Origin of the sequence: Xanthomonas sp. NCPPB 1067, assembly GCF_020783795.1 — a bacterium.
In the GTDB taxonomy this organism is placed as follows: Bacteria; Pseudomonadota; Gammaproteobacteria; order Xanthomonadales; family Xanthomonadaceae; genus Xanthomonas; species Xanthomonas melonis.
Genome location: NZ_JAJGQG010000025.1, coordinates 20,739 through 33,844 on the forward strand (window position 1 = coordinate 20,739; position 13,106 = coordinate 33,844).

At 65.5% G+C, this 13,106-nt stretch carries 11 protein-coding genes and 1 other RNA gene; 6 read left to right on the forward strand and 6 right to left on the reverse strand.

Translation table 11 applies throughout. The features are described from left to right. Positions 1-84: 84 nt before the first annotated feature. Positions 85-2,871, reverse strand: coding sequence for a bifunctional diguanylate cyclase/phosphodiesterase (locus tag LL962_RS16355; RefSeq protein WP_228317654.1), 2,787 nt, complete (start codon positions 2,869-2,871; stop codon positions 85-87). Positions 2,872-2,990: 119 nt separating this feature from the next. Between LL962_RS16355 and LL962_RS16360 the strand changes: the two genes are divergently transcribed. Further along, a complete protein-coding gene (locus tag LL962_RS16360) occupies positions 2,991-5,123 on the forward strand; it encodes a sensor histidine kinase (protein WP_228317655.1) in 2,133 nt (710 codons plus the stop codon). A 3-nt stretch (positions 5,124-5,126) separates the two neighbouring features. Next, entirely contained in the window at positions 5,127-6,848 is a 1,722-nt protein-coding gene (locus LL962_RS16365; RefSeq protein ID WP_104587146.1) for an EAL domain-containing protein, read from the forward strand. Positions 6,849-6,959: 111 nt separating this feature from the next. Here LL962_RS16365 and LL962_RS16370 read toward each other — a convergent pair whose 3' ends face one another. The 5 genes from LL962_RS16370 to flgA form a co-directional block, all read right to left on the reverse strand. Then, complete coding sequence (locus LL962_RS16370; protein ID WP_104587147.1) at positions 6,960-8,186, reverse strand: ATP-binding protein; 1,227 nt, start codon at positions 8,184-8,186, stop codon at positions 6,960-6,962. 261 nt (positions 8,187-8,447) lie between these two features. Continuing rightward, positions 8,448-8,522, reverse strand: a non-coding RNA gene (locus LL962_RS16375) — sX9 sRNA. An 88-nt stretch (positions 8,523-8,610) separates the two neighbouring features. Then, positions 8,611-8,943 (reverse strand): flagellar protein FlgN, encoded by a 333-nt coding sequence (locus tag LL962_RS16380; protein WP_104587148.1) that lies wholly within the window; start codon positions 8,941-8,943, stop codon positions 8,611-8,613. 15 nt (positions 8,944-8,958) lie between these two features. Continuing rightward, a complete protein-coding gene (flgM, locus tag LL962_RS16385; RefSeq protein ID WP_039403903.1) occupies positions 8,959-9,270 on the reverse strand; it encodes a flagellar biosynthesis anti-sigma factor FlgM in 312 nt (103 codons plus the stop codon). A gap of 66 nt (positions 9,271-9,336) precedes the next feature. Beyond that, positions 9,337-9,981 (reverse strand): flagellar basal body P-ring formation chaperone FlgA, encoded by a 645-nt coding sequence (gene flgA, locus LL962_RS16390; protein WP_104587149.1) that lies wholly within the window; start codon positions 9,979-9,981, stop codon positions 9,337-9,339. 331 nt (positions 9,982-10,312) lie between these two features. Here flgA and LL962_RS16395 point away from each other — a divergent pair, with 331 nt between their 5' ends. From LL962_RS16395 to LL962_RS16410, 4 genes are all read left to right on the forward strand, one after another. After that, the gene (locus LL962_RS16395) at positions 10,313-11,257 is read left to right on the forward strand and encodes a chemotaxis protein (protein WP_104541109.1); all 945 of its coding nucleotides are present in this window, start codon (positions 10,313-10,315) and stop codon (positions 11,255-11,257) included. 325 nt (positions 11,258-11,582) lie between these two features. After that, entirely contained in the window at positions 11,583-11,984 is a 402-nt protein-coding gene (gene flgB, locus LL962_RS16400; protein ID WP_228317656.1) for a flagellar basal body rod protein FlgB, read from the forward strand. Between the two features lie 3 nt (positions 11,985-11,987). Beyond that, the gene (flgC, locus tag LL962_RS16405) at positions 11,988-12,395 is read left to right on the forward strand and encodes a flagellar basal body rod protein FlgC (protein WP_005914451.1); all 408 of its coding nucleotides are present in this window, start codon (positions 11,988-11,990) and stop codon (positions 12,393-12,395) included. A 38-nt stretch (positions 12,396-12,433) separates the two neighbouring features. Further along, positions 12,434-13,099, forward strand: a complete 666-nt coding sequence (locus tag LL962_RS16410; protein WP_104588651.1) for a flagellar hook assembly protein FlgD — start codon at positions 12,434-12,436, stop codon at positions 13,097-13,099. Positions 13,100-13,106 lie beyond the last annotated feature (7 nt).

Here is a 13,106-nt window from a genome sequence, read left to right on the forward strand (position 1 = left end):
AAGGGGCGTGCATATCGACGATAGCCCAAGCCGCCGCCCAGATCTGGCCCACCGCCGGCAGGCTGTCAGCGGTGGCGTCAGCCGTCAGCCGGCAATCACCAGCCGTGCACCCAGCCGCATGCCGGCCTCGGCCTCGCGCAGCCATTGCGCCATATCGCGCGGCGATAGCGGGCGCGAGTAGAAATAGCCCTGGATCTCATCGCAGCCCTGCTGGCGCAGCAAGGCATCTTCCTGCACGGTTTCCACGCCCTCGGCGACCACCTGCATGCCCAGGGCGTGGCCCAGATGCACGATGGCCTGGGTGACCTCGGCCGTGTTGGCATCGTCGAGCATGCCCTGCACGAAACTGCGGTCGATCTTGAGGCGCTGCACCGGAAACCGATTGAGATAATGCAGGTTCGAAAAGCCGGTGCCGAAGTCGTCCACTGCCAGCAAGACGCCATTCTGCTCGAACAGTTCGAAGCAGCGGCGCAGCGAGTCGGAGTCGCGGATCAGGGCCGATTCGGTCAGCTCCAGCTCCAGCCGCGATGGCGACCAGCCGTTGTCGCGGCAGATCTCCAGCACGCGCTCGGCGAAACCGCGCTCGCGCAATTGCACCGCCGAGACGTTGACGGCGATACGGCTGAAATTGAGTCCGGCGCGGTCCCAGACGACGGCCTGGCGACAGGCCTCGCCGATGGCCCATTCGCCGAGTCGCACGATCTCGCCGCATTCCTCGGCGATGGGAATGAACTCGGCCGGGCTGCACAGCCCGTGGCCCGGGCGATTCCAGCGCATCAACGCTTCGATCGCCGGCGAGGTATCGCCAACGGTATTGACCAGCGGCTGGTAGACCAGGGTGAATTCTTCGCGCTCGAGCGCGCCTTGCAGCGCGTGCTCCAGTTCCAGGCGCCGCTGCGCCCGCATCAGCACGTCCTGGCTGTAGTAATGGAAGGTGTTGCGGCCCGATTCCTTGGCCGCGTACATCGCCGCATCGGCGGCGCGCAGCAGGCTGTCGAAGTCGGACAGGCCCTCGCCCTGCAGGGCGATGCCGATGCTGGCACCGAGCTTGAGGGTGACATGATCCTTGCGCAGCGGTTCGCCCAGCGCGCTGATCAGCTTGCGCGCCACGTGACCGGCATCTTCCGGCTCGGACAGGTCGCGCAACAACACGATGAATTCGTCGTCGCTGAAGCGGCCGAACAAATCGCTGTTGCGCAGATGCTGGTGCAGGCGCGTGGAGGCCAGCTTGAGCAAGGTGTCGCCGGTGGCGTGGCCGAAGGAGTCGTTGATGCTCTTGAAACCGTCCAGATCCACCAGCAGCATCGCCAGCACCTGGCCGCGCTCATGCGCTTCGCGGATGGCGTTCTCGGCCTGCTCGCGCAACAGGAAGCGGTTGGGCAGGCCGGTCAGGCGGTCGTAATGCGCCAGCAACTCGATGCGCTCGTTGGCTTCGCGCTCGCGGGTCACGTCGCGGAACAGCGCCACGAAGCGTGGCGGCAGGCCTTCGCGACGATCCAGTTCGATCAATACCTGCACCCAGATACGCTGGCCGGAATTGCGATAGAAGCACAGCTCCAGTTGCTCGGGCAGGCCGCCGTCGGAAATGCGCAACAGTGCCGCTTCGAAAGCGTCGCGCGAATCCTGGGTGTACAGCGCAAGCGCCTGTTCCAGGGTGATGGTCTCCTTGCGCAGACCGTGGATGCGGTAGCACTCCTCGGTCCACTGCATGCGGCGGGTATCGACTTCGATTTCGCAGCCGCCGATCTTGCCCAGCGCGGAGACGCGGTTGAGCAACTCGGTCCGCCAACGGATCAAGGCATCGGTCTGGCGTTGCTCGGTCACGTTCTGCAACTGGCCAAGGACGCGTACCATGCTGCCGTCGCCGTCGAACACCGGCTGCGCCCACACCCGCAGATGATGCGGGTTGACGCCCAGCAGGCCGTTGACCTCCAGTTCGAAATGCACCGGCAGGCCTTCGTGCTTGATCTTGCGCCAGGCACTGCGCAGCTGCGCAAGCGAAGTGCGGGCAAGCAGACGCAGCAGGTCGCGGATGCCGTGCAGGCGCAGCCCGGCGATCCCGAGCTGCTGCAGGAAATCCGGCGAGACCCACAGCTGGTCCTTCAACGCATCCCAGCTCCAGCTGCCCATGCTGGCGATGCGCTGGGCTTCTTCGAGCTGGGCCTGTTGTTCGCGTAGTTGCTGTTCGAGCAGCTTGTGATGATGCACGTCGGTATGGGTGCCGACCATGCGCAATGGACGGCCATCGGCGGTGCGCGAGACGACGCGGCCGCGATCGAGAATCCAGCGCCATTGGCCATCGTGCTGACGCAGGCGGAATTCGGCCGCGTAGGTATCGGTGTGGCCCTCCAGATGCGCCTGCACCGCGGCGCTGACGTGCGCATGATCGTCGGGATGGATCAGCCCGGACAATGCGGTGAGATTGTTCGGCAGCGGTTGCTCGGAGTAACCGAGCATGCGGGTCCAGCGTTCGGAGCGGTACACCACGTCGGCCGGGATATCCCAGTCCCACAACCCATGGTCGGCGCTGTCCAGGCCGATTTCCCAGCGACTGGTGCCATCGGCGCCCAGCGGTTCGGGAATGCTCAAGGTGAATGCCATCACCTGGCCATGCTCGTCGCAGACCGCGCGCAGCCAGCCTTCCAGCCGCCCGCCGCCGGTTCCGGGCAGGACGCAGGCGGCCATGCCGCCGCCGGCCGCCACCTGGGCGCGACTGCTGTCCAGCACCTCGGCATATGCCGCAAGGGTTGCCGGCAGCCCTAGCGACTGCGCGACGCGGTTGGCCGCCAGGGGCTGGCCATGCGCATCCAACAGCACCACCGCTGAGGTCAGCGGGTGCTGGAGCATGCTTGCAATGACGCCTGAGTCCACTCTGGAACACTCCGAAGGATCGCCCCCTGGCTCGGGGTCGCAATGGATAACGGCCGTTCGGCGGATTAGTTGAGGCGTCCGTTTCCGGTACGACCGAACCGGACCGAGTTACGGCTAAGATGGTTCCATCGCCCGCTCCAAAGGTCGTTCGCGGACCCATGCACCAACCTGTCGCCGCGCCCGCGTTTTCGTCCCCTCCCGTGTCCTGCCTGCGCCTGGCCGAGCGCCTGAATCAAGGGGTGTGGACCCTCACCGGGCTGTACCTGCTGGTCGGAGTGGCCTGGTTGCTGGTGGGCAACCGGCTGCTCAGCCTGGCCGGGGCCGCTACCCCGGAACGGTGGTCCGATGCCAGCTTCCTGCTGCTGTCGAGCATCGCCATCCATCTGGTCCTGCGCCGCTTCGCGACCAAGATCGTGGACGAACATGCGCAACTGGCGCAGTCCGAAGCGCTGCTGAAAGCCAAGTTCCTGGCGCTGCCCAGCCCGGCCTTCATCTACGACCTGGCGACCATGCGCATCCTCGATGCCAACCCGGCGGCGCTGGAGTTCTTCGGCTGGGAACGCGACGAGTTCCTGCAGCAGACCTTGCAGGCCATCTGGCCCAATGCCGATGGCGACCGGCTGGAAGAGATCATCACGCAGATCCGCGGCAAGGGCGACACCACCTGCGTCTTGAACGAAGACCTGCTGACGCGCAACGGTCCACGGCACGTGGAAGTGCGTAGCAACCAGCTGCACCTGTCCAGCGGCCCTGCCCGGCTGGTGGTCACCGTGGACCGTAGCGAGGAGCGGCAGGCGCAACACCTGCGCGACGAAGCACTGGAGCGACTGGAAGAAGCACAGGGCATCGCACGGCTGGGCTCGTGGCAGCTGGATCGGGAAACCGGCCTCGGCCGCTTTTCGCCGGCGGTGTACCGCCTGCTGGGACGCAGCGTGCCGATGCATCGGCGCGAGCATCGGCTGGAAGAGCTGCTGACCGCCTCCGATACCGCCACCCAGACCCGGATCGAACGCATGATCGAGGACATGTGCACCGGCGGCGAGGTGCAGATCGACGTGCTGCTGCCGTTGACCGGCGGCGATTCGCAACCGCGCACCGTGCACCTGCGTGCCGAGAGCGTGACTGCCCCCGGCGGCGCGCGGTATGTGCACGGCACCCTGCAGGACGTGAGCGAGCGCGAACAGTCGCGCCGCCTGTTGCGCGAGCGCGAAGAACAGTTTCGCGAGCTGGTACGGGTGTTGCCGGACGGGGTGCTGATCCTGGCCGACGAACACGTGATGTATGCCAATGCGGCCGGCTCGGTCCAGTTCGGATTCCAGGGCGAGACCATTCTGGGCGAACCGCTGCAGACCCTGGTCAGCGACAACGACCTGCCGCTGGTGCGCGACTACCTGCGCGCCGGCAGCGACCGCAACGAGCCGGTGTCCAGTGCACGGGCGATGCGGCGGCGCGACGGCAGCACCTTCTATGCGGGCCTGTCGGCCGGCGATATCCGTTATGGCGGACGGAGCTGCAAGCTGCTGGTGGTGCGCGATCTGAGCGAACCCGAACGCATGCGCGACGCGCTGGCCGAGAGCAACGCCGAACTGCAGGCGATGGCCAAGCGGCTGTTTTCGCTGCAGGAGGACGAGCGCCGCGCCATTTCGCGCGACCTGCACGACGACATCGGCCAGGCGATCACTGCGATGAAGCTGTCCGCACATGCGGCGCTGGACGAAGCCGATCCGGAGGCGCGCCGCGAAGACCTGCTGGAAGTCGTGTCGCTGGCCGACAGCACGGTGACCAAGTTGCGCAACCTGTCGATGCTGTTGCGCCCGCCGCAACTGGATGCGCTGGGCCTGGAAGCGGCATTGCGCTGGCAGGCGTCAATGCTGTTCCGGGCCTCGCAGGTGCGGCTGGAGCTGGATATCCAGGCGCTGGAAGTGCGCCCCGGCAGCGAGATCGAACAGGCCTGTTTCCGGATCGCGCAGGAAAGCCTGACCAACGCGCTGCGCCATGCCTGCGCAGGCGAAGTGCGCATGCGCCTGCATTCGATCGATAGCGAAAGTTTCGCCCTGGAAGTCAGCGACGATGGCGATGGCTTCGAGCCCGAAGGCCCGCGCGGACTGGGGCTGATCGTGATGCGTGAGCGTGCGCAAACCGTCGGCGGTGCGCTCGCGATAGAATCGGCTCCCGGAGCAGGCACGCGCGTGACGTTGCGCCTGCCCTATCACCCGGTCGGCGAGTCCGTCCACGAAGATGGTGGACGTTGAGTCATGTGGAACCCTGTGATCCCGCCCGGACTGGAAATCGTCAAGCCGACCCGGCTGGGCGCGGGTAACCCCGAGCTGTTGCACCTGGTGGACGCGGCCGCTTCCGGCGGCGCGCCATTGATGATCTTCCACGTCGATATCGACCATTTCGCCTCGATCAACGAGAACATGAGTGGCGAGGTCGGCGATCAGGCGTTGACCCTGGCCGCGCGCCGGCTGCAGGAATTCCTGGGGACGCGCGGCCGGCTGTGGCGCCACGGCAGCGACGAGATGGTGATCGTGGCGGTGCGCCGCGACGATACGCCGTTGCCGGAGGATTTCGCCGAAGAGATCCGCCAGCAACTGGAGTTGCCGCTGTCGGTGCTGCCGTACACCTTGTTCATGACCGGCAAGGTCGGCATCAGCCTGTGCCCGGAACACTCGACCTCGCTGTCCACCCTGCTCGACTACGCCGAGGAAGCCAGCTACCAGGCCGCGCGCGAAGGCGGCAACACGGTGCGGCTATACACGCGCAATTCCGCCACCAACGCACACAGCGAGAGCATCATCGCGCGGCAGATCGTCGACGCCATTCCGCATGGCGAATTGCGCCTGCGCTACCAGCCGCTGGTGAGCGCGCGCGATGGCCGCATCGTCGGCATGGAAGCGCTGCTGCGCTGGCAGTCGCCGACCCTGGGGATGCTGGTGCCGGAGCGCTTCATGCGCACCGCCGAGCGCCTGGGCGTGATCGTGCAGATCGGCGAATGGGTGCTGCAGAACGCGGTGCGCCAGGCGCGGCTGTGGCGCGACCAGGGCTTCGACGATTTCAGCATCGCGGTCAACGTGTCCACGCTGCAGCTGCTGCGCCCTGGCTTCTTCAACGAAGTGATGGCGATGCTGCAGACCGCTGGCGTGCCGGCGCAATTCGTCACGCTGGAGATCAACGAAAGCGCGTTGACCAACAACGTCAACTTCGTCCACGAGACGATGGCCAACCTGCGCAATGAAGGCATCAGCCTGAGCCTGGACAACTTCGGCACCGGCGATTCCAGCCTCAGCGCGTTGGTGCGCTACCCGGTGGACCGGCTGAAGATCGACCGCAGCTTCATCAAGAGCGCGCCGGCCGGCAGCCGCGAGGCGGCGATCGCACGCGCAATCATCGCCATGGGCCACCAGCTCGGTATGACGGTCATTGCCAATGGCGTGGAATCGCAGGCACAGCTGGGCTTTCTGCGCCGCAACGACTGCGACATCTTCCAGGGCTACCTGTTCGGCGAACCGATGTCGGCCGAGTCGGCCGGCATGGCGTTGCGCCGGCGCTACCTGCGCCCGGAATCGTTCGCCGAGAGCCGCCCCGACCGTACGCTGTTGCTGCTGGACGACGAGGAAAACGTGCTGCGCTCGCTGGTACGCCTGTTCCGTCGCGACGGCTACCGGATCCTGGCGGCTGGCAACGTGCGCGACGCCTTCGACCTGCTGGCCACCAACGATGTGCAGGTGATCCTCTCCGACCAGCGCATGAGCGACATGAGCGGTACCGAGTTCCTGGGCCGGGTCAAGATGCTCTACCCCGATACCGTGCGTCTGGTGCTGTCCGGCTACACCGATCTGGCCACTGTCACCGAAGCGATCAACCGCGGCGCGATCTACCGCTTCCTGACCAAGCCCTGGAACGACGACGAACTGCGCGAGCACATCCGCCAGGCATTCCGCACGCATGACGAGCTGCGTAACGGCCGGGAATAGGGATTCGGGATTCGGGATTCGCAAGAGCTTGGCTTTGACGAATCCCGACTGCCGAATCCCAGCTCCTCAACGAATCCCCAATCCCCAATCCCCAATCCCAGCGCGTCAGCGCTACTTCGGCTGCCGGATCGGTAGCACGATGCGGAAGCTGGCGCCCTGCCCCGGGACGCTTTCCACGTCGATGCGGCCGTGATGCTTGTTGATGATGCCGTAGGAGATCGACAGGCCCAGGCCGGTACCGCTGCCCACCGGCTTGGTGGTGAAGAACGGATCGAAGATGCGCTGCAACAGATCCGGCGCGATGCCGGCGCCACTGTCCTGGAACTGGATCCACACGTTCTCGGCCTCGTCGCGGCCGGTGGTGACGGTGATCGTGCCGCGCTCGGCGATGGCCTGGCCGGCGTTGAGCAGCATGTTCATGTACACCTGGTTGAGCTCGGACGGCAGACACTCCACCAGCGGCAGGTCGGCGTAGTTGCGTTCCAGGGTGACCTTGTACTTGAGCTCGTTCCAGATGATGTTGATGGTGGATTCGAGACCGGCGTGCAGGTCGACCATCTTCCACGACTCGGAGCGGTCCGAGTACGAGAAGTCCTTGAGGTCGCGCACGATGCGGGTCACCCGCTCGATGCCTTCGCGCGACTCGGACATCAGTTGCGGCAGATCGCGGCTGATGAAGTCGATGTCGGCCCGGTTGCGGATCTCGTCGATCTCAGGAATCAGCGCCTTCGGATCGGGCGCCTGCAACGCGCGCTCGTAGGCTTCGATCAGGGTGAACAGGCTGCGCAGGTATTCCTGCAGGCTGCCGAGGTTGGAGTGCACGTAACCGATCGGGTTATTGATCTCGTGGGCAACGCCTGCCGCCAACTGGCCGATGGAGGCCATTTTCTCGGACTGCAGCAGTTTGTCCTGCGCGCCGTTCAGGCGCATATAGGCCTGACGCAGCTCCGCATGGCGCTGTTGCAGCTCGCGTTCGTAATCCTGCTGGCCTTCGATGTTGTGGAACAGCGCCAGGAAGTGGCCTACACCCTGCTCTTCGTTGTAGTACAGATGGGCGATGACCACACGGTCGGCCACCGGCAGGCTGCCGGTCCAGCTTCCCTTGCTGCGCGCCTGGTTGAGCGCGTCCGAGGGCAGCACCTGCGAGATGCGCTCGCCCAGGTTGCGGTCGTCGGTGGGATCCTCCTTGCACAGGCTCTGCCGCGCGATGGCGTTGGCCAGGATCAGTTGCCCGTCGGCGCGAAACAGCAGCACGCCCTCCAGCATCTGGTCGCCGAAGGCGCGTAGCGTGGTCGAAGACGGCAGCAATGCTTGATTGAGGAAGAACTTGGCGGTCACGGGACGAGGCTGCGGCGAGGACGGCTCAATATACGCCGAACCAGCAAGGCGCCATATCGCCCCTTGGTCGTAGATGGCTGCCACTGCAGCGCGGTTCCACCGCTACTTGCCAGGCACATCCAGCGCGTGCCGGGCTCTACGGTGACGGCTCCGTAACGGGGTCATACCGGCTCCCAGGGGCCGTCATCTGTGCAGCCGCGACGCTCCATCGGGCCGGATGCGGACAGGCCTTCATGCAGCGTGCCTGGGATGGCCAAGAGCGGCTACCGGACGTAGCGAGCAGTCGTCAGTTGGGCGTGGACGCCGCGGAGCAGCCGGAGTGTACGAGTGATACGTGCCGACTCCGCGCACCGGCGCCCGCCCGGCGATGAGCGCAGTCGTTCCTTTGGCCGCTAGAAAGCACGGGCGCACTGCGCCCCGGTGCTCAGGCGACGGCCAGTGAGCGCCCACCGCGCACGACGCTGGATTGGCCCTTGGCATCGTACGACGGCGCGCTCTCGGTGCGCCCCAGGTGCCGCAGTGCCCAGTTCACTTCCCGGCGGCGGCGTGCCAGCAGCGCGCCATTGGCACGGTTGGCTTCGGCCAGCTCGCGCAGGCGGTCTTCCTCGCCCTCGGGCATCGCCGCTTCCAGCGCGCGCAGTGCCGACAGCTTGTCTTGCGTATGTCGCATCAACCCATCGATGTCGTTCTCGAGTAATGCCTGGCGTTCGCCGGCCAGCGCATCGCTGAGACGTTGCAGGAACTCGTTCACGTTCATCCTTTCAGGCTGGGATCAACCCGCCAGTTGCTGATTCAGATCCATCATGCGGCTGGCGATGGCATCCGGGTTGATGGAGTAGCTGCCGTTCTGCAAGGCTTCCTTCACTGCCTGGACGCGACCGGTGTCGATCGCCGAGGACTGCGAAAGCTCGCGCTGCAGGTTCTGCAGGTTGGTGGCCTCGCCGGTCAGCTTGACGCTGTCGGTAGGCGGTGTGGCGGCAACCGGGGACGCGCGATCTTCGCCGGCCGAAGCGATCTTGCTGCTGGTGGCCGCGGTACGAAGGGTGGCAGCGGTCGGTAGATTGCCTTCGATTTTCTGGGTCATGTCAGGAACTCCTCTACAGGTCGTAGGGGATAACGGCACCCAGAAAAAAAACTTTATAGAGAATTTCTACCTGGAGACCACAACGGTTCCGCTCGCTTCGACGATCCCCTGCACCACCCGTCGCGAGGAGGAATTTTCCACCGAAACGCGCTCGTTCTCGCCCGCATCGGACAGGGCGCGACCGCTCATGCGCACCTCTAGGCCACCGTTGCGCGCCACCAGCGGCACGGTGTCGCCGCGGCGGACCAGCCGCTGGGTCACCAGATCGTTGGCGGAGAGCAGCGAGCCCGCCGGCAGGATGCGCCGGGCGCTCTTGCCGACCGCAGCCACGGGGTCGGCCAGCACTGCACCGACGATCCGCGCGGCGTCGCGCTTCTCGATGCTGATATCGGCCAGCGAAATGGTTTCTCCAGCGCTGATGCCGCGGCGCAGCACCAGTACGTCCTGGTTGCGACGCACCTTCAGCGGCACGAACAGGCGCCAGCCGGCCGGCTGCGGACAGGCCACCTCCACCGTATTGGTACCGGTGGGCTGCGCCTGCAGCGCGATCGGGCAGGCCGGCATGCGCAGGCCCGGATCGAGCGTGGCCTCGGCCTCGGCATCCGGGCCGACCGTGGCCAGCGCCGCAGCACGGATGGAATCGACGGACTGATAGCTCTGGGCCCAGGCCGGAGCGGCAGCCAACAGGATGACAAGCAGAAGCAGGCGCATGGGACCAGATCCGGAGGAAGACGGGACAGGCTATGCAAGCGGCGTGCCTGTTTTTTGCTGGGATTGGGGAGTCGTAAGAGCGGCTTGGCCGGTGATTCATTGATCCGCTGTCGAGGCTCTTTCCTGCCGCATCTATACGACCAACTGTCACCGAGGCTTGGAAGCAACCGAATCGGTCTCACCGACTCGCTCATCACGCCTCTAGCCAATCCCGAATCCCCCAATCCCGACGCTTGAGCGAATCCCCACTCCCGAATCCCGAATCCCGATAGCGCCCCCGATCAACCATAAAGCCCTCAAGTTTACTGGCGGCGCTGTCGATATCTGCCCCATGACCCACGATCTGCTCAACCGCATCGACCAGCGCACCCGCCTGGCTGGCCACAATCGACTGGCCCTGCTGCTGTTCCGGCTGGGCGGACGCCAGCTTTTTGGCGTCAACGTCTTCAAGGTCCAGGAAGTGCTGCGCCGCCCGGAACTGTTCCAGGTGCCCGGTCTGCCGAGCGAATTCGCCGGCGTGGCCGACGTGCGCGGGCGCTCGGTGCCGGTGCTGGACCTGGGCCTGGCCATCGGCCACCCGGAACGCGATTCGCACGCCGAAAACGGCCCCGGCTATCTGGTGGTGGCCGAATTCAACCGCTCGGTCCAAGGCTTCCTGGTAAGCGGGGTGGAACGCATCGTCAATATCGCGGTGGAAGACATTCATCCGCCGCCGGAACTTGGCGCCGAAGCCACTTATTTGACGGCGGTGACGCGCTTCCAGGGCGAGCTGATCCAGGTCATCGACGTGGAAAGCGTGCTGGCCGACATCGCCAAGGTCAGCAAGGACGTGCAACTGGACCCCTCGCTGCAGCTGGTCGCCTACGACCGGCAGTTCCAGGTGCTGGTGGTGGACGATTCGCGGGTGGCGCGCCAGCAGATCCGCAGCGTGCTCGACCAGCTCGGAGTGTCGGCCACCCTGCTCTCCGACGGCCGCCAGGCGCTGGACCACCTGCTGCAGGTGGCCGCATCCGGCGAAAACCCGGCCGACCGCTACGCCATGGTCATTTCCGACATCGAGATGCCGGCCATGGACGGCTACACCCTGACGACGGAAATCCGGCGCACGCCAGGCCTGCAGGGGCTGTACGTGCTGCTGCACACCTCGCTGTCGGGCGTGTTCAACAACGCCATGGTCGAGCAGGTCGGCGCCAATGCCTTCGTGGCCAAATACAGCGCGCACGAACTGGCCGATTACGTGCTGGCCCGGCTGAAAGTGGTTGCCGAGGCGGCCTGAGCAAGGCCAGGCGGCTGCCGGGTCGGAGCCGATGGCAGCCACAAGATGCTGCCCAGCTGCAAAAGCAGAAAGTCGAGGCAAGCGCGGCCACGCGACTCCGAGGTCACACCTGCCGACGCCAGACTGCGCCTCGGGACTGTCGAATCTTCCGGCCTGTCGCGTTTGACCAAGCAATTCCGCGACGGATAGCCTGGCCATCGCGTTTCCGGACGGCAAGCTGCCGTGCGTAGGCAGCGCCGATCATTCTCCGCATTCCGCATCCCGTACCACCTCGATCTGGCACAAACATTGCTTTCTCCCTGGCAACACTTCGCGGGAGAGCACCGTGTCCAATCCCTTCTCGTCCTTCCTAGGCGTCCACGGCGACGCACTGCCGCTGCGCGAGCAACGGATGAAGCTCATTGCCAGCAACCTGAGCAATGTGGACACGCCCGGCTACAAGGCCAAGGATCTGAACTTCGACGCCGCGCTGAAGGCGGCCCAGGGCGTGCGGGACGGCGGCCTGATGCAGGCCACCGATGCCAAGCACTATGAAGTGGGCGGCACGGCCGGGCTCAACCCGTTCCAGATCACCCGCGAAGCCGACCAGCCCAGCCTGGACGGCAACACCGTCGATCCCGACGCCGAACGCGCCGCCTACGGCCGCGCCGCGCTGGAATACCGCGCGTCGCTGAGCTTCCTCGAATCCAAGGTGCGCTCGATGCTCACCGCGATCACGGGCCAATAAGTCATGAGCAACCTTCCCATTTTCGATGTGGCCGGTTCGGCGCTGCACGCGCAGTCGGTGCGCCTGAGCACCATCGCCTCCAACCTGGCCAACGCCGATTCGGTGGCCGGTTCGGCCGAAGCCACCTACAAGCCGATCGAGCCAATCTTCCAGGCCCAGCAAAGCCGCCAGGACCCCAGCCTGACCTCGGTGAACGTCAAGGAAATCACCACCACCAATGCACCGCCGATCCGGCGCTACGAACCCGGCCACCCGCTGGCCGATGCCGATGGCTACGTGTTTTCGCCCGACGTGGATCCGGTCTCGCAGATGGTCAACATGATTTCCGCCTCGCGCAACTACCAGGCCGGCGTGGAAATGCTCAACACCGCCAAGGAACTGGCACTCGCGACCCTGACCATGGGCCGCTGATCCGTCCCTAGCTGACCCATACCCACGGAATCTTCCAGATGAGCACGATCGGCAGCGATCTCTACAAGAGCCTCGGCCTGACCAGCAGCAGCACCGTCGCCAAGAAGGAGGAAGCACTCGGCCAGGCCGACTTCCTCAAACTGATGACCGAGCAGCTGCAGCATCAGGACCCACTCAAACCCATGGAAAACAGCGCGTTCCTGGGCCAGCTGGCGCAGTTCTCCACGGTGCAGGGCATCGGCGACCTCAATACCAAGGTCGGCGATTTCTCCGCGTCGATGAGCAACGACCAGGTGCTCAAGGGCGCCGCACTGGTGGGTCACAACGTGCTGGTGCCCTCGCCGCAGGTGGCCATCGACGCCACCGGCTCGAGCAAGGGCGTGGTGTCCTCCACCGCCGCCGGCACGGTCAATTTCGAGATCACCGATGCCAACGGCACCTTCGTCAAGCAGATCAGCGTGCCCTCGGCAGCGCCCGGTGAGGTGGCCTTCGCCTGGGACGGCACAGACGCCAACGGCAATCGCATGCCCGCAGGCAAGTACGGCATTACCGCAACCCAGACCGATACCACCGGTGCCAAGAGCAAACTGCCCACCTATGTCGACGCACCGGTGGACAGCGTCACCATCGGCGCCAAGGGCCTGTACCTCAACCTGACGGGGCTCGGTACCGCCCCGCTCGCCAACGTGCTCCGCATCAGCTGAGCCGGCA